The sequence below is a fragment of the Synechococcus sp. MU1617 genome (assembly GCF_020514235.1).
Taxonomy (GTDB): Bacteria; Cyanobacteriota; Cyanobacteriia; order PCC-6307; family Cyanobiaceae; genus Parasynechococcus.
In genome coordinates this window covers 197,121-217,925 of the sequence record NZ_VTLB01000001.1, presented here as the reverse complement: position 1 = coordinate 217,925, position 20,805 = coordinate 197,121, and the positions used below count along the sequence as shown (strand labels likewise).

The following is a 20,805-nucleotide window of genomic DNA, read 5'->3' as shown; positions in this document are numbered from 1 at the left end:
ACGCTTCGGCGTCTTCAGCTTCCGAACGCAGATAACGTTTTCGTTGTGCCGATTCCAGACCAGACAGCGGCGAGGCAGGTCTTGAGGGTGTCACCTGTTGAGACCGTTCAAGACCTCGTAGAAGTGGGTGGATTCCTCGTCTGCTAATGCTGTTCTCCCAGTTATGCGTGAATCTCGCGTCGTGACCTGTGGTCCATCGCGTCCTGGAATAATTCCATGCTCTTCAATCTTGTTCTGTGATCAACGTCACTGATTGGCGTGATGTCCATCCAGGGGGTGGTTGGCCTCTCAAGATGTGCATCAGGCCAACGGACAAAAAGGAAGGCCACCCCTGCAACGGGATGACCTTCCTTGTTGGCGTTCTTTGAAGCTGAACGAAGCGTCTGGCTGTATGGCTAGTCAGGCCAGTCAGGCAGCTTCTAGACCCTGCTCAGTTGGACTGTCGTCACGCATTGGACGCCTCCGACTTCGACATTTCCAGTTTGGTCCAGAGGGGCTGCGCTGGTCATCCGCATTTCAACTCAAGTGGCAGGGGGATACGAAGCCTGATGTAGCACGAAGCAAATAAATCTATTGAACTAAATGTTGCAGGACGGCGCCAATATTCATGCTGCCTTTGAGATAACCTGCGAAAACTAATGAAATCACGCCAGCATTTAGGGCTAGGAATGCTGTAACCAGTTTGACGTCATCATTCATCCCACGATTATCGGACCCTTGATCGCATCAGTGTGGCTATCAAATCTTTGAAGATGATGAAACTGCTCAAGGGCTTGGTTCTTTCTTGAAGTGATCACAAAAAAGCCCGGCATTGGCTGCCGGGCTTTGGTGCTCATTTGATGGCCTGCTGATCAAGCAAGAACAGCTTCCTTACTGCTGCTGTTGCGGATGCCTTTGATCGCTTCGGCGTAATCGGGTTGGTTGAACACACCGGAGCCGGACACAATCGCGTTGGCACCTGCTTCGATCACCTTCCAGGCATTGCCAGCTTTGATGCCGCCATCCACTTCGATCCAGGGATCGAGGCCCTTCTCGTCGCACATGCGGCGCAGGTCGCGGATTTTCTGGACCTGGCTTTCGATGAAACTTTGGCCACCAAAACCGGGGTTGACGCTCATGATCAACACCAAGTCGCAGAGCTCGAGGCAGTACTCGAGGGTGTCGATCGGAGTTGAGGGATTCAGGACTGCACCTGCTTTTTTGCCCAGGTCCTTGATCTGAGCCAGGTTGCGATGCAGATGCGGGCAGGCTTCAACCTGAACAGAAATGATGTCCGCGCCGGCTTTGGCGAAGTCGGGGACGTACTTCTCCGGCTCAACAATCATCAGGTGAACGTCCAGGGGCTTCTGGGTCACCGGACGCAGCGCCTCAACAATCAGCGGTCCAATGGTGATGTTCGGAACAAAGCGGCCGTCCATCACATCCACATGGATCCAATCTGCACCGGCTTCATCCACGGCTTTCACTTCTTCGCCGAGGCGTGAGAAGTCAGCCGACAGGATCGACGGCGAGATCACCAGGGGCTTGGTGCTCATGGATGAGGAGCGCGATTTGCCGGGAGATTTTAGGGACTCCTGCAACCACTGATACAGTGAGCCGCGCTCAGACGTCGAGATCCACTGCGGCGACGGCCAACTGCCCGTCCAGGAGATCTCGCCAACCCGTCCCACCTCATCCGGAGTCCCGTGGATCAGACCCTCATTCAGGAAATTCTCGAGATCGTCGAGCAGGCCGCCATCGCTTCCGCCTCGCTCTCCGGCAAAGGCCTGAAGGATGAAGCGGATGCATTGGCCGTCGATGCCATGCGCAAGCGCATGAATCAGATCCAGATGCAGGGCCGCATCGTGATTGGCGAGGGGGAACGTGATGAAGCCCCGATGCTCTACATCGGAGAAGAGGTCGGCACCGGCACTGGCCCTGGCGTGGATTTCGCTGTCGACCCTTGCGAAGGCACCAACCTTTGCGCCTTCAACCAGCGCGGCTCGATGGCTGTTCTCGCCGCTTCCGATCGCGGTGGTCTGTTCAACGCCCCCGACTTCTACATGAAGAAGCTGGCTGCTCCTCCGGCTGCCAAGGGCAAAGTGGACATCCGTAAATCGGCCACTGAAAACATCAAGATCCTCAGCGAGTGCCTGGGTCTCCCCGTCGACGAGCTGAACATCGTGGTGATGGATCGTGCTCGTCACAAGGATCTGATCGCTGAGATCCGTGCCACCGGTGCTCGCATCCAGCCCATCTCCGACGGCGACGTTCAGGCCGCCATTGCCTGCGGTTTTGCTGGCACCGGAACCCACTGCCTGATGGGCATTGGTGCTGCCCCTGAAGGTGTGATTTCCGCCGCTGCCATGCGCGCTCTTGGTGGTCACTTCCAGGGTCAACTGGTGTACGACCCTGCGATTGCTCAGACCTCCGAATGGGCTGACATGACCAAAGAGGGCAACCTGGCGCGTCTCTCTGAGATGGGCATCAGCGATCCCGACAAGGTCTACGAAGCAGAGGAGCTGGCCTGCGGCGAGCATGTTTGTTTCGCTGGCAGCGGCATCACTGATGGTCTGCTCTTCAATGGCGTTAAGTTCGAAAAGGACTGCACCCGCACTAGCAGCCTGGTGATTAGCAATCTGGACAACACCTGCCGCTTCACCAACACCGTGCACATCAAAGACGGCGCCCAGAGCATCGCTCTGAGCTGATCGTCACCCACTGGTTGAGAGGAACGTCTTCATGCATATCTCCGTCGTCGGCCTCAGTCATCGCACGGCACCGGTGGAGATCCGGGAACGGCTCAGCATCCCTGAGCAGACCATGGAGACGTCCCTTCAATCCCTCCGCGGCAATGAGCAGGTGCTCGAGGCATCGATCCTCAGCACCTGCAATCGCCTTGAGATTTACACCTTGGTCCGCAATCCGGACCTCGGCGTGTCTGCTGTTAGCGACTTCCTCAGCAGTCACTCCGGCCTTGAGACAGGGGAGCTGACCCCTCACCTGTTCAGTTATCACCACGAAGACGCTGTCGACCATCTGATGCGGGTGGCAGCAGGTCTCGACAGCCTTGTGCTGGGGGAAGGTCAAATCCTCTCCCAGGTGAAAAAAATGATGCGGCTCGGCCAGGAGCACAAATCCCTGGGTCCGATCCTGAATCGTTTGCTCACGCAGGCCGTCACCACGGGCAAACGTGTCCGCAGCGAAACCAACCTCGGAACAGGGGCCGTTTCGATCAGCTCAGCGGCCGTTGAGCTCGCCCAGCTCAAGCTTGGTCAATCCCGGGGACTGGATCAGCTGGTCACCCTGGAAAGCGAGCAGATTGCCGTTGTCGGTGCCGGGCGCATGAGCCGTCTGTTGCTTCAGCACCTTCAGGCGAAAGGTGCCTCGGGTGTTGTTCTGTTGAACCGCACCGTTGAACGGGCCGAACAGCTGTCGGCCGATTTCCCCGATCTTCCTGTTCAGTGCCGGCCGCTCACGGATCTGGATCAGTATCTGAGCACCTGCTCGCTGATGTTCACCAGTACCGCCGCAGATGATCCGATCATCGATGCCGCGCGTCTGGCTCCTCTGAACCGGCGCAGCAAGCTTCGCTTGATTGATATCGGGGTGCCGCGCAACATCGCTGCTGATGCTGCCGATGTGGACGGCGTTGAATCCCACGATGTGGATGACCTTCAAGAGGTCGTTGCCCGTAACCAGGAAGCCCGTCAGGCCATGGCCCGGGAGGCTGAGCAGTTGCTTCAGCAGGAAGCGCAGCAGTTCCTCGAGTGGTGGGACAGCCTCGAGGCTGTGCCGACCATCAACCAGCTGCGCTCCTCGATGGAGTCGATCCGCTCGGAGGAACTCCAGAAAGCCCTCAGCCGAATGGGTCCTGATTTCTCAGCCCGGGAACGCAAGGTGGTCGAAGCCTTGAGCAAAGGGATCATCAACAAAATCCTCCACACGCCGGTGACCCAGCTGCGGGCTCCCCAGACCCGTCAGGATCGTCAACAGGCCCTTCGAATTGTCGAAAGACTCTTCGATTTGGAAGCCTCTTGAGCTCTTGAGCGATTCAGTCGCGAACTGAATCCCAGTAATCTCGACTGATTCTTCCCAAAGACGGTTGAGAAGCCAAAAACTCCGGTAAGTTCTTGCGGCAACGCCGATTTGGGACAGCGGCATGAAGCGGGTTTTGGCCATCATTCTGGGCGGCGGAGCAGGCACACGCCTGTATCCGCTCACAAAAATGCGCGCCAAGCCGGCCGTCCCTCTGGCAGGCAAATATCGACTGATTGATATTCCGATTAGCAACTGCATCAATTCCGACATCAACAAGATGTACGTGATGACGCAGTTCAACAGTGCGTCACTCAACCGCCACCTGAGCCAGACCTACAACCTCAGCAATTCCTTCGGTGGAGGGTTCGTTGAGGTGCTCGCAGCCCAGCAGACCCCTGACAGTCCCACCTGGTTTGAAGGCACTGCAGATGCTGTACGCAAGTACCAATGGTTGTTCCAGGAATGGGACGTTGATGAATATCTGATCCTTTCCGGCGACCAGCTGTACCGGATGGATTACAGCCTCTTCATTGAGCACCATCGCCGTTCAGGCGCCGATCTCACCGTTGCTGCCCTTCCCGTTGATCCCAAGCAGGCCGAGGCTTTCGGACTGATGCGGACCGACGAAAACGGCACGATCAAGGAGTTCCGTGAAAAGCCCAAGGGTGATTCGCTGCTGGAGATGGCTGTTGACACCTCTCGCTTCGGTCTGAGTGCTGATTCAGCCAAGGAAAGGCCTTATCTGGCTTCCATGGGCATTTATGTCTTCAGCCGTCAAACCCTCTTTGATCTGCTCGACAAGCATCCCGCCCACAAGGATTTCGGCAAAGAAATCATTCCCGAGGCTCTCGCGAGGGGCGACAAGCTTCAGAGCTATGTGTTCGACGACTACTGGGAAGACATCGGCACCATCGGTGCGTTCTATGAAGCCAACCTTGCGCTGACCCAACAACCCACGCCCCCCTTCAGCTTCTACGACGAGAAGTTCCCCATCTACACCCGCCCCCGTTACTTGCCCCCCAGCAAGCTGGTGGACGTTCAGGTCACCAATTCCATCATTGGCGAGGGATCCATTCTCAAGTCCTGCAGCATTCACCACTGCGTGCTCGGTGTCCGCAGCCGGATTGAAAGTGACTGCGTCCTTCAAGACACGCTGGTGATGGGAGCCGACTTCTTTGAATCGCCCGACGAACGTGCCGTCTTGAAGGAGCGAGGAGGTATTCCTCTTGGCGTGGGCAAGGGCACCACGGTGAAACGCGCCATCCTCGATAAGAACACCCGCATCGGTTCGGGTGTCTCGATCATCAACAAGGACAACGTGGAGGAGGCCGATCGTTCCGATCAGGGCTTCTACATCCGTAACGGAATCGTGGTGGTTCAGAAAAACGCCACCATCGCTGATGGAACGGTGATCTGAGCGCTGGAAGCGCTCGCGTGAATGAGCCGCCGTCTCCCTGAGCCGATGGTTCATTCCTGACATTTGTTGGTTGATTTGCAGTCAGCACCAGCCGAGATCAACACACTGAGGTCAATCGTTAGTGGTCCATTAGGCCATGTCCAAGTCTCACTTCGGCCTCATTGGTCTTGGCGTGATGGGCGAGAACCTCGTCCTTAATGCGGAGCGCAACGGTTTTTCCAGCGTTGTTTACAACCGCACCTACGCCAAAACTGAAGACTTCCTCCAGGGGCGTGGCAAGGACAAGAATATTCAGGGGGCCACTGACCTCGAAGATTTCGTTTGCAAGCTGGAACGACCCCGCAGAATTTTGATGATGGTGAAGGCGGGGCCTGCCGTCGATGCCGTCGTTGATCAGCTCTCTCCTTATCTCGAAGAAGGCGATCTGCTGATTGATGGAGGCAACTCCGACTATCACGACACCGAACGTCGGGTGAAGCAACTCGAGAGCAAGAGTTTCGGCTTCATCGGTATGGGTGTATCCGGAGGCGCCAAAGGTGCCCTGGAGGGGCCGAGCATGATGCCCGGAGGAACCAAGACCTCCTACGAGGCCATCGAGAGCCTCGTGAACAAGATGGCGGCGCAGGTCGAAGACGGACCTTGTGTGACTTACATCGGTCCCGGGGGGTCAGGACACCTGGTCAAAACGGTCCACAACGGGATCGAATACGGGATCGAGCAGATCCTTGCCGAGGGCTACGACCTGATGAAGCGGGTCAAAGGAATGAGCGGTGTGCAGATGGCCGACGTTCTCGGTCAATGGAACGCCACAGAAGAGTTGTCGTCGTATCTGGTGGAAATCACTGAGGTGTGTCTCCGCACCAAGGACCCCGTCGATGGCACTGATCTGGTGGAGAAAATCACCGACCAGGCTGGCCAGAAGGGCACGGGACTCTGGACCGTGGTGACAGCGCTGCAGATGGGCGCTTCTGTGCCAACGATCTATGCCTCCCTCAATGCACGGGTGATGAGCTCGATGAAGCCTCAGCGCATGGCGGCGGAATCGATCCTCAAGGGTCCTGCCGTTAAGGACTTTGATCTGGGGACGCCTGATGACGCCATGGCTCCGTTGATGGACGCCACGGTGCTGAGCTGCATCGCCAGTTATGCCCAAGGCATGGAACTGCTGCGCATCGCCTCCCAGGATCTCGATTATGAGCTCCACATGCCATCGATCGCTCAGATTTGGAAGGGTGGTTGCATCATTCGGGCCCGTCTGCTGAAGCGCATACAGGATGCTTTCGATGCTGATCCCCAACTGCCCAACCTGATGGTGGATCCCTGGTTCGCTGAGCAGATCAACAGACGGCTGCCCGGGCTAGCTCAAGTGGTGGCCGGCGCCGCCGAGGCCGGTATTCCCGTTCCCTGCTTCAGCAGCACCCTCGACTACATCAACAGCTACCGCTCCGGTCGTCTCCCCCAGAACCTGGTTCAGGCGATGCGCGACTGCTTCGGCTCCCATACGTACCAAAGGGTCGACAAGGAGGGCGCCTTCCACACCGAATGGCTCAGCTGAGCTGTTGAGTGATGACCAACTACCGCATTGAGCGGGCCAAGGATCCCCAGGACCTCGCCCGCCAGGCCTGCGAAACAATTGCCGCCCAAATTGACTTGGCACTGGATCAACGGGACCGCTGCCAGATCGCTCTCTCGGGTGGAAGCACGCCGGCCAGGGCCTATTCCCTGCTCGGACAGGAGCGGTTGCCCTGGGATCGTGTGGACGTCGTCCTGGGCGACGAGCGCTGGGTTGCTGCCGACGATGATTCGAGCAACGCCGGCATGTTGCGACGCACCCTGCTCTCCCCCGGGCCTGGAGCTTCGGCCGCCTTTCACCCGGTGCCCACCGTGGAACTGGAAAGTCCTGAGGCCAGTGCCCTGGCGTTTGCTGAACAGATTTCTCAGCTTTGTTCAGGAGCCCCACCGGTGTTCGATGTGATGCTGCTGGGCCTGGGTGATGACGGCCATACCGCATCCCTTTTCCCTGGTACGGAGGCTCCAGCGGTGCTGGATCGCTGGACGACCATCGGCCGTGGCAAAGGGTTAGATCGAATTACCTTGACGGCTCCTGTGCTCAGTGCCGCCCGTCAGGTGATCTTCCTCGTCAGTGGGGCCGGAAAACAGGAGGCCCTCCGGCGACTGGTGGATCCCTCCGAATCCTCCGATCGGACCCCCGCTCGGCTGGTTCAACCTGCTAGTGATGTGCTGGTCCTTGCCGATCAGGATGCAGCCGCCGGCCTCTGAGCAGATTCTTTTCCAGGGCAGCGACTTTGCTGACTGGGCCAGCCTGAACGACACGATCATGGGCGGCCGATCCCGTGCCGGTTGTCGCGTGACCCCTGATGGCCTCGTGCTGGAGGGGGACCTGGTGGAAACCGGTGGTGGTTTCGTGAGCTGCCGTTCCCCCCGCCTGCAGCCCGCGCTCGATCTGTCGACCTATTCGGCACTTCGGCTTGATGTTGAAGGCGAGGGACGCACACTGAAGATTGCCCTCGGTTGCCGGGATGGTGCCATGGGACTCACCGAACTGATTCCTGGTGGTCTTCGCTGGGTGGTGGATGTTCCAACTCAACCCAATGGCGTGACCCCTGTGGTGGTGTCTTTCGACGACCTCAGACCCACCGTGAGGGCCAAACCCGTTGGCTTACCGCTGCGCTTCGACCCCAGTGGCATCACCCGCATTCAAGTGTTGCACTCGAAATTTGGTGATGCAGGGGATCTCAATCCGGGTTTTCGCGCAGGCTCTATCCGGATGCTGATCCGCTCAATCCGCGCCTTGCCCTGAGCCCATGGACCTTCTGGTGTTGATTGCCAAGGCGGCTGACGTTTGCCTCAAGCCCTGGAACCATGCGGTTGTTTTGATCGATCCTTCAGCTCCCGAACAAATCGACGATCTGCACGTGCGGATTGAATGCCGCGATGGCGAAGGCCAGCGTTGCTCCGAGCAGGACCTTGAACTGGAGATCTACCGGAGTGGTAACGAGATCAATCTGATGCTCAGCTGGTGGGACCAACCGGAACGCCCGATGCTCTGGCACGGGCGCCATCCGGTCTGGATGGATGGTGGATCCGGTCAGCGTTGCGCGGCACCACAGGATGCCGCCCCCCTAGAGGCATTGGGTCGGCGTTTACGGGCCTTGGTTCAACCGGCTGTTTGACTGCGCCGAATTCAATCGGCGTGGTCGGTTGTTGCACCGCGGCTTGAGCTGGAAACCAGCCGTGCGTATTTGCCGAGAATTCCATGGCGATAGCGCGGTTCCGGCTTGCTCCATCCCGCCCGCCGGCGCTCCAGTTCCACTTCATCCACGTTGAGTTGGAGCAGCAGCTGGTCGGCATCGACGGTGATGCTGTCGCCCTCTTGAACCAGGCCGATCGTTCCACCAACAGCAGCTTCAGGTGCCACGTGACCTACCACCAGGCCATAGGTGCCACCGCTGAAGCGGCCATCGGTGATCAGGGCGACCTTGTCCCCCAGGCCTTGACCCACGATCGCTGATGTGGGAGCCAGCATCTCCCGCATGCCCGGTCCACCAACGGGACCCTCGTTGCGGACCACCACCACATCCCCGGCCTTGATCTTTTTGTCGAGGATGGCGGCAAGGCAGTCTTCCTCACTTTCGAACACCCGAGCCGGGCCAGTGAGCACCGGGGTCTTCACACCGCTGATCTTGGCCACGCTGCCCTCGCTAGCGAGGTTGCCCTTGAGGATGGCGAGGTGGCCTTTGGCGTAAAGGGGATTGCTTAAGGGGCGGATCACGTCCTGCCCTTCGGCGGGGACCGACGGCACGTCTGCCAGCAAGTCCTTCAGGGTCTTGCCCTCCACCGTTCGGCAGTCGCCGTGCAGCAACCCGGCATTCAGCAGCAGCTTCATCACCTGGGGAATGCCGCCGGCGTTGTGCAGATCAACGGTGACGTAGCGGCCACTGGGCTTGAGGTCACAGATCACAGGCACCCGCTGACGGATCCGTTCGAAGTCATCGATGCTCAGTTCGACGCCGGCCGTGCGGGCGATGGCCAGCAGGTGCAGCACCGCATTGGTCGAGCCACCCACCGCCATGATCACGCTGATGGCGTTCTCAAAGGCTTCCTTGGTCAGCAGATCCAGGGGGCGAATGTTGGCTTTCACAGCCTCCACCAGCACCTCAGCGGAGCGAGCGGCACTGTCGGCCTTTTCCTCGTCCTCCGCAGCCATCGTGGAGCTGTAGGGAAGGCTGAGACCCATCGTTTCGATGGCGGCGCTCATGGTGTTGGCGGTGAACATGCCGCCGCAACTGCCAGCTCCAGGGCAGGCATTTTTTTCAACTGCGGTGAGCTGCTCTTCGTCGATCTTGCCGCTGGTCAGTTGGCCGACCGCTTCAAAAGCGCTCACCACCGTGAGATCACAGCCCCCCAGCTTGCCCGGCTTGATCGTGCCGCCATAGACGAACACCGAAGGAATGTTCATCCTTGCCATGGCCAGCATGGCGCCAGGCATGTTTTTGTCGCAGCCACCAACTGCCAGCACCCCATCCATGCTCTGGCCGTTGCAGGCCGTTTCTATGGCGTCAGCAATCACTTCACGGCTCACCAAGGAGTACTTCATCCCTTCGGTGCCCATGGAAATTCCATCACTCACGGTGATGGTCCCGAACATCTGTGGCATGCCTCCGGCATGCCGGGCAGCTTCCTCAGCCCGTTTGGCCAGGTCGTTCAGCCCCACATTGCAAGGGGTGATGGTGCTGTAGCCGTTGGCAATGCCCAGGATGGGCTTGCCGAAATCACTGTCTCCAAAGCCAACGGCCCGCAACATGGCGCGGTTGGGAGACCGCTGAATCCCCTTGGTGACGGCGTCGGAGCGAAGCATGGAACGGAGCGGACCAGTGGCAATCAAGCCAACCTACCGAGCGCTCATCCTTCGCTTCCGAGTCCCTCGAGCTGGGCACGAACGCGGGCAATCTCCGCGTTGAGTTTTTCCACCCGTTCCTCGAGGTGCCCGTTGGCTGAACTGTCCAGCACTTCAGAACCGTCCTGCATCCGCGGTGCGTGCAACATCGACGTCTGCGCGCCGTAACGCCTACGCCTGTCAGCTTCATTGAGGAGCCACCAGGCCAGGCCTGCAGCACCGAGCATTGCTCCGGTGACCAGAGTTGCCAGGGTGCCTGAGCCCGTGTCGTGCTGCTGGGCCATGGGTGCGATCAACCTGCCTGAAGGTTAGTCACGCCCTCAAGATCTGAAGTTCAGCCGTCGCACAGGGTCACCGATTCCCGGACGAATCTCGCCTTTCTCCCCCAGGCTTTCGTCGATGCAGGCGGTATGCAGCGTTAGGTCTGGAATCGCTTCACCCAAAAGCTTCAGTCCAGGACTGGCACACAACGCAGTGATCACTCGCAGCCGGCGTCCATCCACACCCTTGGCTTGGAGCTCTTGCAGAAGCTTGAGGGTGGCTTGCCCATCGCTGATCTGGTCAACAAACAGAATCACCCCGGCATTGGCTTCGATTTCCTCTGGGCATGACCCCAGGCTTAGGGAGGAATCGGGAAGGACGGATCGTCCTCCCTGCCAAAGCTCAAGGCCTGCTGGCAGCACTGGAATGGCGATCAGCGGAACCGACGACTCAACGATGGTGCCTTCGGTGTCTCCATCGATTCCGGGCACCATGTCCCGTCGATGGGGCAGCCAGTCCCGCAGGGCTTCGTAGGTGAGCCAACGGCCCAGCTCCTGCAGGGCGGTGGCGTAGAGGGCAGCAGGGGTTTCCCGGTGCCGCAGCATCGTCAGCCAATGACCGATTAGGGGATGGGGTGGGACCACCACCCGCAAGCTCATGGCCATATCGACTCGCTCCGCTGACAGTTGCCATAACGTGATTGCTCAAATTACCGGTCTCATGGGCGCCCTTCGACGTATGGCCTCGCTGTTGGCGGTGATCACGCTGGCGATCAGCACAGTTTTCTGGTCTGAATCAGTGCAGGCCATCACCGCTCCCGAGTTGCGTGGTCAATTCGCAGTTCAGGAGATCAGCGCTGATATGCACGGTCTCGATCTCAAGGAAAAAGAGTTCCTTAAGGCCGATTTGCGTGAGGTGAATCTCAGCGGCACGGACCTGCGCGGAGCCGTGATCAACACCTCTCAACTGCAGGGGGCCGATCTTCGAGATGCCGATCTCTCCGATGTTGTCGGCTTTGCCAGCCACTTCGAGGGCGCAGATCTGCGGGGGGCCAACTTCACCAACGCGATGATGATGCAGAGCCGTTTCACGGACGCGCAGATCGACGGTGCTGATTTCACCAACGCCGTGATCGATCTGCCGCAACAGCGAGCCCTTTGTGCTCGGGCGGATGGATCCAACCCGATCAGTGGCGTCTCAACCCGTGAGAGCCTGGGCTGCCGCCCTTAATCCTCATGGCTAAGCGTCTGCCGGTGACCGTGATCACCGGGTTTCTTGGGGCCGGCAAGACCACGGTCCTCCGCCATCTGCTCACCCGCGGAGGCCAGCGATTGGCCGTGATGGTCAACGAATTCGGCAGCGTTGGGCTTGATGGTGATCTGATTCGCAGCTGTGGCTTCTGTCCCGAGGAGGATGTGGATGGCCGGTTGGTCGAGCTGAATAACGGTTGCCTCTGCTGCACGGTGCAGGACGACTTCCTCCCGACGATGGAGACGTTGCTGGAACGGGCGGATCAGTTGGATGGGATCGTTGTCGAGACAAGTGGTCTGGCCTTGCCACGGCCTCTGCTCCAGGCCTTGGATTGGCCGGCCATCCGCAGCCGTGTGCATGTGAATGGTGTGGTGACGCTGGTGGATGGTGAAGCCTTGGCTGCAGGTAGTCCAGTGGCTGATGCTGAAGCGCTGGAGAGGCAACGTGCCGAGGATCCCAGCCTCGATCACCTCACAGCGATTGACGACTTGTTTGAGGATCAACTCCAGGCCGCTGACCTGGTCTTGATCAGCCGGGCTGATTGCCTGGATGCATCAGCGATGGCTGAGGTGCAGGGGCGGATCAAGGACAAAGTCCGCCCGGGAACCGCTCTGCTCCCGGTGTCTCAGGGACAGGTGGAGACATCAGTTGTGTTGGGTCTGGAGCACAAGCCCACCCATCACACCCGCCACGATCACGACCACGATCACGACCACGACCATCACGACCACAGCCATGTCGAGATGCTCGGCAGCAATGTTCGTGTCGAAGGTGCGTTGGACCGCCAGGCCCTAGAGGATCTGTTGCCCAGCCTCGTCAGCGATCACCAGGTGGTGCGACTCAAGGGGCGTGTCTGGTTGCCCAGCAAAATGCTTCCCTTGCAGATCCAAATGGTGGGTCCGCGGTTGAACAGCTGGTTTGAAGCAGCTCCCAGCCATGCCTGGCGACCCGATCAGGGCTGTGGTGCTGATCTGGTGGTGTTGGCCTTGAATAAGGCTGCCGCTTCGGCAGTGGAATCCAGCCTTCAGAGGCTGGTGCAGGCCACACCGGCCAAAGCGAGCCCCGCGGCAGCCACGCCAGAGAGCTGAATTGGGTCTCCTTCCATTCGGCCCACAAACAGCGCCATCACTGGCGCCGTGGCCATCAGCGTCACCCCTTCTCCAACGGGCATGCTCTGCAACACCACTTGTTGCAACAAGATTCCCCCGTTGGTTCCGATCACGGTGGCGGTCACAAGCCTCCATTGCTCCCGTCGCGTCAGGTTGGTTTGTCTCCAGATCCCGTTGAGGAAGGGGAGTAGACCAAGCCATCCGCCCAGCAGCCTGATGGCTGCCGTCTGCAATGGGGTTAGGTCGCTGCTGATCAGCACATGACGGGCCAGAAAGGCTCCGCTTAGCCCACAGATCACGGCCGAGAATGCCAACAGCAGCCCGGGGCCGAGGTCAGCAGCGATCCCCCCCTGGTCGCTTTGGTTCGTCTTTTTCGCCTTCAAAGCAATGAGAACTACGGCGCTTGAAACCAAAAGCGCGCCGAGACCGTTCTTCACTCCCAAGCTGTCTCCCATCACCAGAACCCCAGCGATGCTGGCCAGCACCGGGCCGCTGGCTTCCACAGTGAGGGTTCGTCGGGTGCCGAGTCGCCGCAGCGCCCCGAGATAAAAGCTGTCGCCGACCGCGATGCCGATCAAGCCGCTGATTAACAGCAGCAGAACGGCCTGCATTTCGGTGTTATGCGGAAGTGTGAGTAGAACCGGCAGAAACAGCAGGCTGGCCAGCCCGTTTTTCATGGCATTGAGCCGGATCGCCGTCATCCGCCCCGATAGCGACCGCCAAAGTGCACTGGCTCCCGTCCAGGCCATGGCCGCTCCGAGGGCCGCCAGTACACCCGTCATTTTTTGGTGGTGATCGTTGTGCAGTCTGCTGCGCTGTTCCGAACTCTGTGCACAATTCGGGAATGTGAGGTCTGGAGACGTGCAAGGTGCTGGGGCATTTGCTGGAAACCCTCTCGGGGCATTGGGCGGTTCATCTCGAAAGTCGTGTTCCGCGCACTGAGCTCTATGAAGCCCGGATCGCATCATCCAAGCCATCGCTTGGCTTCTTCATTCTTCTGATCAGTTCTGCGGTGATCGCCACGCTCGGGCTGGTTTCCAACAGCACGGCGGTAGTGATCGGGGCCATGATCGTCGCCCCTCTGATGGACCCCATCCTCAGCCTGGCCTTTGGCTTGGCAGTCAGCGATGGAAAGTTGATCCGACGTTCCGCTGTCACGATCGGCTTTGGCGTGTTGGCGGTGGTCGGCACCGCATCGTTGCTCAGTTGGGGGCTCGGCATCAGCCATGTGCAGTCGGAGATCACCGGACGCACGTCTCCGAACCTGATCGATCTCGGCATCGCTATTGCGGCAGCGGTTGCCGGGTCGTTCTCGATGACCCGCCAGCACTTGTCGAATTCGATTGCCGGGGTTGCAATTGCTGTTGCCCTTGTGCCACCCCTCTGTGTCAGCGGCATCGGCCTCGCCCTCGGCTCGGAAATGGTTGCTGTGTTTGGGCGAGGAACAGTGGCGGGCCTCACCAATCAGATTGCGGAGGGATCGTTTCTGCTCTTTCTGGCGAACCTGATCGGCATCACTGTCACCAGCCTTGTGGTGTTTTTGCTGCAGCGTTACGGTTCAATCCGCAGGTGTTGGCGCAATCTTTTGGTTTGGCTTGGATTACTCGGCTTGCTGAGCATTCCGCTGTCATCGGCCTTGCACGACTTCAGCATCCGGCAGGAAATGGATGCCGTGTTTGGTCGCTTTAAGGCAGGCCAATTGAAACGTGTAGCTATCGCCCAAAGCAACCCAAGATTTTGGTCGAGGGTTCGTCTGATGTACAGCAATGTGATAGTCGTCAATAACAAAGCAAGGCTTGATCTTGTTTTGAATGCACCAGAAGATTTTCTAAATCAATCACTGATGGACGACTTTTATCAGAAAATGCAGAGACGAGCTAAAGACTTTGGCTTAAACGATCTTGATGTGAACATCAGCGTGATTCCCAATCGTGTTTATAAGTTTGATAGCCAGAAGGTGAATTAAATCATGGCTTGCTTTTTTTGATCAATTTGAGCATCAGATTGATGGCGTTAGAGCAGAGTTGATCAAATCGTTCGACAACGTCCAGAGCATCGTCGCTTTGTCGCTGTCATTCGCTTCCTCGGATGGTTCTGTTGGTTTGAATTGGTGCCGACCGGGGCCCAACAGGCCATTGCTCCAGTAGCTGAAGCCTGGCTGATGAAGCTGTTCATTGATGAGCTGCACAAGCAGTCCTCCAGCTCGCTCAACGCTCTCCGTCAGTCTCAGAACATCTCGGGCAACAAACCCAAACAAGGCCTGCCCTAGGGGATTGGCTTGGCGACTGTTTCTGAAAAAACCGCCCGATGTCCGAGGAATGACCAGTCCTGGACTCCACGCCACAACAGGCAAACCGGGACGCTGCCGATGGATCTCCTGGGCCATCAGCAAATTGCAGAGCTTGCTGTCTTTGTAGGCCTTATCCGCATTGAACCGACTCTCTGCATCCACCATCGGGGCACCAGGTCCCTGGTGAAGTCCCTCCATCGCTCCCAGCCCGGCAGGAAGGCCGACCCTTCCCCCGCCGCTGGATGGGTTGTGCACCTCCGAGGCGGTGATCACGATGGCTCGGGTGTACTCCTTCAATCCTTCCACCAGGAGTTGATGGGCGAGGTGGTTCACCGCAAAGGTGAGTTCAATGCCTTGTGCACTCCAACGGGGTGAGCCATGGCCGGCGTATTGCAACCCAGCATTCAGCACCACTACATCGAATGGCGTCCCGTCACAGCAAAGTTCTTCGATCGCCCTGGCGACGGATGCAAGGTCTGCCAGATCGGCAATACAGGTTTGAACGGAATCAGACAACGCCGCCCGGGTTGCATCGGCCCTCTCCGCATTGCGACAAACAACGGTGAGTGCATCGCCACGGGATACCAGCATTTTTGCCGTTTCAAGGCCAATGCCGCTGCTGGCACCGGTGATCAGAACGCGGCGCTTTTCAGCAGTCGTCATGGAGTTTGAACACGTAGAGATCCGCGTCCCGATCGCTCACCACGTACATCCTTTTTTGCACGGGATCGAAGGCAACACCCTCCGGTTTGCGGATCCGTTTTGGCTTGTCTCCCGAGCTGATGGTGAGATCGAGGCGCTGGAGAACAGTGTCGCCTGTCCAGTCGTATTGGAACAGGCACCGCCCCTTGTCGCTGACGATCCAGAAGGTGTCGTTGCTGCGGTCGTAGCTCAGGCCCGAGAAATCCAGCTTCTCGGCCTCTAATTCGGGATGGATGAACTCTTGGCTGGGTTGCAGCACTCTTGTGGAGAGGATTGTCGTGAGTGAGGAATCGATCTCGATCAGCAGACCGGGCTGGCACTCTTTCACCACAACCACATGGTTGTTCCTGGTGTTCACGGTGATGCCCTCCAATCCGTTGTTGTCTGGAGGGTCTGGGAAGTGGTGCGCAATTGTGTCGAAGTTGGTCATCGCTGAGAGGGGGCGTCGATAGCGTTCCTTCCTGCTGTTCAGATCCACCACCACCACAGAATTGCTCTCTTCCTGGACAACGAGCAGCTCGCTGTCATCGCTACGGATCGCAATGCCCTCCAAGTTGTCGAGACCGATGAAAAACGAGTCGCTTACTGACACCGTGCCTTGGAGATCCAGACGAAAAATCGCCTTGGTGTCATCACTGACGGTGTACAGCGCCGAGCCATCCCTGTTCAACGTCAGTCCCGATGGTTCATTTAGGCCGAGGCCTGGGTCACGAATCCGATGACGGCTCAGCAGCTCAAGGCGCATCGAGGTCATCTTCATCGGGACCCGTTCCTGGTGATTCTCGGGGCTTGGCTCGTTTTTATCAGCCATCGCAGGTGAGGATGAATGGATCACAGCGAGGCGTCATGAATCGGATCGCTGTGTATTGCGGCTCCTCGAGCGGCGACTCGAGCCTGTTCAAGCTTGCTGCCACTGAGTTAGGTGCACTGATCGCCTCCCAGGGCATGACCCTGGTTTATGGCGGAGCTCGGATTGGCTTGATGGGCGTTGTTGCTGATGCCGCTTTGGCCGCTGGCGGGGACGTGATCGGGGTCATCCCCGGGGCGTTAATGAACGATGAGGTGGTGCATGCCGGTTTGACCCATCTCGAGGTTGTTGGATCGATGCACGAGCGCAAAGCGCGAATGCTCGACCTGGCCGATGCAGTCGTGGCCATGCCCGGAGGCCTCGGGACCCTCGATGAGTTGTTTGAAGCCTTGACCTGGGCTCAGCTGCGTTTTCATGCCAAGCCCATCGGCATGCTCAACCTGAATGGCTATTTCGATGCGTTGCTGAGCTTTCTGGATGACAGTGTTTCGACGGGCTTTCTCTCGGAGCGCAATCGCGCGCTCCTCCTGGATGCAACAACGCCAGAATTGATCATTCATCGACTCCTCAATGCGCCTTGATGCAACGCACTGTTTTGCTCACTGGAGCCAGTCGTGGCATTGGCCGTTCCATTGCCAGGCGTTTGCTCACTGATGGTCACCGCCTCAGTCTTGGCCTGCGGGATCCAAATGCTTTAAGAGGAACAGATCTGGATGTCGAGACGGTGTTGCATCACGCCTACGACGCCAGCGATCCAGCCAGTGCTGATAGCTGGGTTGGCTCCACAGTTCGTCACTGGGGTGCAATCGACACCCTGATTCACTGCGCGGGAATTTTGCATCGAACACCGCTGCTGTTTGCGGATGGTGAGGAGCAGCAGCTCGACGAACTCTGGGCGATCAATGTGAAGGGGCCCTGGTGGCTGACTCGTGCTGCCTGGCCGTTCCTTGTGACCAGTGGCCATGGACGAATCCAGGTGCTGGTGTCGATGAGTGGTAAACGCGTCAAAGGTCGAATGGCGGGCTACCCCGTGAGCAAATTCGCCTTAATGGGGCTTTGTCAGAGCATGCGCAATGAAGGTTGGGACAAGGGGATTCGGGTGACGTGCATCTGCCCAAGTTGGGTCAATACCGATATGGCTTCCGCGGTGACGGCCGTTGAGCCTTCTGCGATGACCCAACCCGAGGATCTTGCGGTTCTCTCCAGCAGCCTGTTGTCGATGCCGAACGCTGCCGTTCCTTTCGAGTTAGCGATGAATTGCTCGCTCGAAACATGAGTTTTCTCATTAGGACCATGTCGCCTCCAGATGACGTCGCTATGGATGACTCAGCGTCCGTGCCCTGCGATGTGTCTTCTGGCGGCGATTGGCCTACTGGCCCCACGCCTTGTGTTGGTGCTGATGTGGGTGATCAACAGCAGCTTCGTGCTGCAGCCCTTCAATGGCACCAGTGTTCCCAATCCGGTGTTGCCCATCCTGGGCCTGCTGTTTCTCCCCACCACAACCCTCGGCTATTGCTGGGCTGCGGCATCGTTCGGAGGTGTGTCGTCGTTCAGTGGCCTCTTGGTGGTGTTGATCGGACTGATCATCGACTTCGGTTTGATCGGTAATGGCCGCGGTGCCGTTCGTCGTTGAAGATCATCCCCGTGGAAAACTGCGCCATCTGTCAGCTGCATATCGACCCCGCAGCGCAAGAGCGTTATGAGATTCAACGTTCTGAACTCTGGGTCTTGCGCCATCACCCCGACCCAGCACCTCTCCCTGGTTGGCTTCTGTTGGATTCACTGAGGCACTGTTCCGGCCCTGTGGATTTCACGGCGGTCGAGGCTTCTGATTGGGGTCGCGCTGTTTGCGATGCCAGTGAGTTCGTGAAACAGATCACCGGATGCGAACGCGTGTATGCGATTGCCTTTGGTGAGGGGGCCCAGCACCTTCATCTGCATCTCATCCCGCGCCATCTGAATGAACCGGCCTCCAAGGCCTGGGCGATCGCCGACCTGTACCGTGCGATGGATCGTGGAGATCGAGCCGCTGCCGATCCCGCTGCTGTGGCAGCGATGGTGAAACGCTGTCGATCGTTGATCAGCGCCCCGGGTTGAAGCGTTTGCGCGTCTTGGTGCCGTTGGCGAATTGCTTGAGATTGCCCAAGGGCCAGCCGAGGTGCCTGAGATGGTTCACCGTGTTCGGCGATGCGTTGAAGCAGTTTTCGTTGTAGCTGCTGGCGATACCGATCTCTTTGAGGGTGAGTAACAGCAACCTCTGCTCTCGGCGTGTACCCCGACGGCTCGCGAGCACCACGAAATCGCGTTCGCGAAGCTGTTCGCTGATTGCATCGATGTTGCTGGAATACCCAAGGGAGAGGGTCTGATCAATGGCCCGATAGGCGGTGTAGATCCTTCCTTGAGGATTGTCCTCAAGGGTTTGAACCCTTTCACTCAGGGCAATCACGGCATCCATCACCGGTGCCTGGAGCGCTTGTTCGATCCGATCAAGTTGCACGATCACAGCCCTCCCACGGCCAAACGTTCATCACAGGCAGCCTCGTAGGCGCGGATGGCTGCGTTGGGTATGGAGCCATTGCTCTTGAGTTGGCGAATCGAGAGCTCTACGCACTGGAGCACAACACTGGTGAGCTCACGCCCTTCGCACAGGGCCCAGCCGCGAAGCAGCACATGAAGGCTCGGGGGAACGGAGACCGTGAGCTTGACCTGGGTCTCGCGGGTGGAGGTTTTGATCATGACCCGTCTGCTGCCGGAGCATCTCAAAGGTAACCCGAGAGATACCCAAAAGCAACTAGAGAGTATCTCGTGGGTGTCTTGTGGGTTGTTGCAAGGTTGCTTGGCAGTGTTTCTTGGCCGTGCTGCGCGATCTCAATGGCTGGTGCACGTGCACTCGGTCCATGGACCACATCTCTGGAGCGGCAGGCTTTGCTGATCTGGCGGTAATTGTTGTGTCTTGGTGTCGTCAATTCAGCTGTTCCATGGGTATCCCCGTTCTGCCAACTCGGTGATTCGATGGATCGACTTTGAATGTCCCAAGCGAAGCCCCTTCTATGCAGATTTCGCATCAATGTGGATAAAATGTCACTACGCTCGCTCTGAATTTGATGGGCACTGCTTCTGTTCAGGCTGACAAGGTGGTCAACGTCAGGTTGTCTGAATCAGAGCACACCCTGCTGAAGGCCTACTGCGCTTCGTTAAACCGAAGCATGCAAGATGTGCTCCGTGATTTCGCCTTGATGCAAATCCAGAAGCAACGATTTTGTTGCCGCCTTGTGCGCTCCTTGATGGCTGAGCACGGGATCGAGCAAGACCCGAGGGTCAGCAAACCTTGCTATGGCTATGCCTGTTATTACTGCAGCCATGCAGAGGCCTGTACGGCTGGCGAGACTGATCTGCTCTATATCCCCCGGCAGGAGATACGTGAACTCGTTACTGAGGAATCGGCTTTTATCTTCGATTTCGACGGCAGCAGCATTGATAACCCCGTCCAGGCGGGTTGATCGTGTTTCGTCGCGCCAATAACCTCGTCTTTTGAGGGATGGTTCTTCGATTCCAGAGTTCCGCCCAGGCCACCTAGGCAAGAATCATTTCGAGTCTCGAGCGCAATTTGTGGATGTCATCAAATGACAGTGCAACCCCTTCAAAAATCAGGTCGATTCGTCCCATAGTGATGTGGCCAAGTCGCTAGACGGGCTTGGAAGCCGGACAGAGCGATGTCCGACGTGTTGGTATTTGACTCTTGCTTTGGCGGGGGTCAAATCCATTTCTTTCTTAAGAAATCTGGTTGTGTATTCAGGCGAACGGAAGGACCCGTCAAGGTGTTGACGTGGTCGAATCGCTCCGGTGATGCATCACCGTCGGCCACACAACATTCTCTGATTCATTGAAAGACGATCGATCGCTGTGATCGTCTTATCGGGTTGTACAAAACGGAGAGGGTGGGATTCGAACCCACGGTGCCCGTGAAGACACGCTGGTTTTCAAGACCAGAGCCATAAACCACTCGACCACCTCTCCAGAGGTTGTCAG

The 20,805-nt window shown here is 58.1% G+C and carries 24 protein-coding genes and 1 tRNA gene; 15 read left to right on the top strand and 10 right to left on the bottom strand.

Translation table 11 applies throughout. The annotated features are described in order from the left end of the window. Positions 1–851: 851 nt before the first annotated feature. Positions 852–1,535, bottom strand: a complete 684-nt coding sequence (gene rpe / locus FZZ90_RS01285) for a ribulose-phosphate 3-epimerase (protein ID WP_226423980.1) — start codon at positions 1,533–1,535, stop codon at positions 852–854. A gap of 150 nt (positions 1,536–1,685) precedes the next feature. Here rpe and glpX point away from each other — a divergent pair, with 150 nt between their 5' ends. The 7 genes from glpX (at position 1,686) to FZZ90_RS01250 (ending at position 8,631) form a co-directional block, all read left to right on the top strand. Continuing rightward, complete coding sequence (gene glpX / locus FZZ90_RS01280; protein ID WP_226423979.1) at positions 1,686–2,690, top strand: class II fructose-bisphosphatase; 1,005 nt, start codon at positions 1,686–1,688, stop codon at positions 2,688–2,690. Positions 2,691–2,721: 31 nt separating this feature from the next. After that, positions 2,722–4,020, top strand: a complete 1,299-nt coding sequence (locus FZZ90_RS01275; RefSeq protein WP_226423978.1) for a glutamyl-tRNA reductase — start codon at positions 2,722–2,724, stop codon at positions 4,018–4,020. A gap of 121 nt (positions 4,021–4,141) precedes the next feature. Then, a complete protein-coding gene (locus tag FZZ90_RS01270; protein WP_226423977.1) occupies positions 4,142–5,437 on the top strand; it encodes a glucose-1-phosphate adenylyltransferase in 1,296 nt (431 codons plus the stop codon). Positions 5,438–5,573: 136 nt separating this feature from the next. After that, entirely contained in the window at positions 5,574–6,992 is a 1,419-nt protein-coding gene (gndA, locus tag FZZ90_RS01265; RefSeq protein ID WP_226423976.1) for an NADP-dependent phosphogluconate dehydrogenase, read from the top strand. Between the two features lie 11 nt (positions 6,993–7,003). After that, positions 7,004–7,717, top strand: coding sequence for a 6-phosphogluconolactonase (pgl, locus tag FZZ90_RS01260; protein ID WP_226423975.1), 714 nt, complete (start codon positions 7,004–7,006; stop codon positions 7,715–7,717). Beyond that, a complete protein-coding gene (locus FZZ90_RS01255; protein WP_226423974.1) occupies positions 7,698–8,258 on the top strand; it encodes a CIA30 family protein in 561 nt (186 codons plus the stop codon). The genes pgl and FZZ90_RS01255 overlap by 20 nt, the downstream gene beginning before the upstream one ends. Positions 8,259–8,262: 4 nt before the next feature. Then, positions 8,263–8,631, top strand: a complete 369-nt coding sequence (locus FZZ90_RS01250) for a hypothetical protein (protein WP_226412185.1) — start codon at positions 8,263–8,265, stop codon at positions 8,629–8,631. An 11-nt stretch (positions 8,632–8,642) separates the two neighbouring features. Here FZZ90_RS01250 and ilvD read toward each other — a convergent pair whose 3' ends face one another. Genes ilvD through FZZ90_RS01235 form a run of 3 tightly spaced genes read right to left on the bottom strand, consistent with a single transcriptional unit; the run spans position 8,643 to position 11,281 of the window. Next, entirely contained in the window at positions 8,643–10,316 is a 1,674-nt protein-coding gene (gene ilvD, locus FZZ90_RS01245; RefSeq protein WP_226423973.1) for a dihydroxy-acid dehydratase, read from the bottom strand. Positions 10,317–10,360: 44 nt separating this feature from the next. Beyond that, complete coding sequence (locus FZZ90_RS01240; protein ID WP_226423972.1) at positions 10,361–10,639, bottom strand: hypothetical protein; 279 nt, start codon at positions 10,637–10,639, stop codon at positions 10,361–10,363. A gap of 36 nt (positions 10,640–10,675) precedes the next feature. Continuing rightward, positions 10,676–11,281, bottom strand: coding sequence for a uracil phosphoribosyltransferase (locus FZZ90_RS01235; protein ID WP_226423971.1), 606 nt, complete (start codon positions 11,279–11,281; stop codon positions 10,676–10,678). A 73-nt stretch (positions 11,282–11,354) separates the two neighbouring features. On the opposite strand from FZZ90_RS01235, the gene FZZ90_RS01230 reads away from it, so the two are divergent. Beyond that, positions 11,355–11,846 (top strand): pentapeptide repeat-containing protein, encoded by a 492-nt coding sequence (locus tag FZZ90_RS01230; RefSeq protein ID WP_370631019.1) that lies wholly within the window; start codon positions 11,355–11,357, stop codon positions 11,844–11,846. Between the two features lie 5 nt (positions 11,847–11,851). Beyond that, positions 11,852–12,955: a cobalamin biosynthesis protein CobW gene (gene cobW, locus FZZ90_RS01225; protein ID WP_226423969.1), complete on the top strand. Its 1,104-nt coding sequence runs from the start codon at positions 11,852–11,854 to the stop codon at positions 12,953–12,955. Here the strand turns inward: cobW and FZZ90_RS01220 are convergent. Beyond that, entirely contained in the window at positions 12,892–13,758 is an 867-nt protein-coding gene (locus FZZ90_RS01220; protein WP_226423968.1) for an EamA family transporter, read from the bottom strand. The genes cobW and FZZ90_RS01220 overlap by 64 nt on opposite strands. A 230-nt stretch (positions 13,759–13,988) precedes the next feature. Here FZZ90_RS01220 and FZZ90_RS01215 point away from each other — a divergent pair, with 230 nt between their 5' ends. Beyond that, complete coding sequence (locus FZZ90_RS01215) at positions 13,989–14,942, top strand: DUF389 domain-containing protein (RefSeq protein WP_226423967.1); 954 nt, start codon at positions 13,989–13,991, stop codon at positions 14,940–14,942. Between the two features lie 33 nt (positions 14,943–14,975). On the opposite strand, the gene FZZ90_RS01210 is transcribed toward FZZ90_RS01215, so the two are convergent. Both FZZ90_RS01210 and FZZ90_RS01205 read right to left on the bottom strand, forming a co-directional pair. After that, entirely contained in the window at positions 14,976–15,929 is a 954-nt protein-coding gene (locus FZZ90_RS01210; RefSeq protein WP_226423966.1) for an SDR family NAD(P)-dependent oxidoreductase, read from the bottom strand. Then, a complete protein-coding gene (locus tag FZZ90_RS01205) occupies positions 15,916–16,722 on the bottom strand; it encodes an SdiA-regulated domain-containing protein (RefSeq protein WP_226423965.1) in 807 nt (268 codons plus the stop codon). Before FZZ90_RS01205 ends, FZZ90_RS01210 begins: the two co-directional genes overlap by 14 nt. Positions 16,723–16,814: 92 nt before the next feature. On the opposite strand from FZZ90_RS01205, the gene FZZ90_RS01200 reads away from it, so the two are divergent. The 4 genes from FZZ90_RS01200 to FZZ90_RS01185 all read left to right on the top strand — a co-directional run bounded on the left by FZZ90_RS01200 (position 16,815) and on the right by FZZ90_RS01185 (position 18,873). Then, positions 16,815–17,357 carry a TIGR00730 family Rossman fold protein gene (locus tag FZZ90_RS01200; protein ID WP_226423964.1) on the top strand — a complete coding sequence of 181 codons (543 nt, stop codon included), beginning with the start codon at positions 16,815–16,817 and terminating at the stop codon, positions 17,355–17,357. Then, positions 17,357–18,052, top strand: a complete 696-nt coding sequence (locus FZZ90_RS01195) for an SDR family NAD(P)-dependent oxidoreductase (protein ID WP_226423963.1) — start codon at positions 17,357–17,359, stop codon at positions 18,050–18,052. The genes FZZ90_RS01200 and FZZ90_RS01195 overlap by 1 nt, the downstream gene beginning before the upstream one ends. A gap of 69 nt (positions 18,053–18,121) precedes the next feature. Beyond that, complete coding sequence (locus FZZ90_RS01190; RefSeq protein ID WP_226424426.1) at positions 18,122–18,409, top strand: hypothetical protein; 288 nt, start codon at positions 18,122–18,124, stop codon at positions 18,407–18,409. Next, entirely contained in the window at positions 18,406–18,873 is a 468-nt protein-coding gene (locus tag FZZ90_RS01185; RefSeq protein WP_226423962.1) for a diadenosine tetraphosphate hydrolase, read from the top strand. Before FZZ90_RS01190 ends, FZZ90_RS01185 begins: the two co-directional genes overlap by 4 nt. On the opposite strand, the gene FZZ90_RS01180 is transcribed toward FZZ90_RS01185, so the two are convergent. Next, on the bottom strand, positions 18,857–19,279 hold the full coding sequence (locus FZZ90_RS01180; protein ID WP_226423961.1) for a hypothetical protein: 423 nt from the start codon (positions 19,277–19,279) through the stop codon (positions 18,857–18,859). The genes FZZ90_RS01185 and FZZ90_RS01180 overlap by 17 nt on opposite strands. Beyond that, on the bottom strand, positions 19,276–19,512 hold the full coding sequence (locus FZZ90_RS01175) for a hypothetical protein (RefSeq protein WP_226423960.1): 237 nt from the start codon (positions 19,510–19,512) through the stop codon (positions 19,276–19,278). The genes FZZ90_RS01180 and FZZ90_RS01175 overlap by 4 nt, the downstream gene beginning before the upstream one ends. A gap of 368 nt (positions 19,513–19,880) precedes the next feature. On the opposite strand from FZZ90_RS01175, the gene FZZ90_RS01170 reads away from it, so the two are divergent. Next, positions 19,881–20,276, top strand: a complete 396-nt coding sequence (locus FZZ90_RS01170) for a hypothetical protein (protein WP_226423959.1) — start codon at positions 19,881–19,883, stop codon at positions 20,274–20,276. Positions 20,277–20,706: 430 nt separating this feature from the next. Here FZZ90_RS01170 and FZZ90_RS01165 read toward each other — a convergent pair. Further along, positions 20,707–20,793: transfer RNA gene (locus FZZ90_RS01165), tRNA-Ser, on the bottom strand. Positions 20,794–20,805 lie beyond the last annotated feature (12 nt).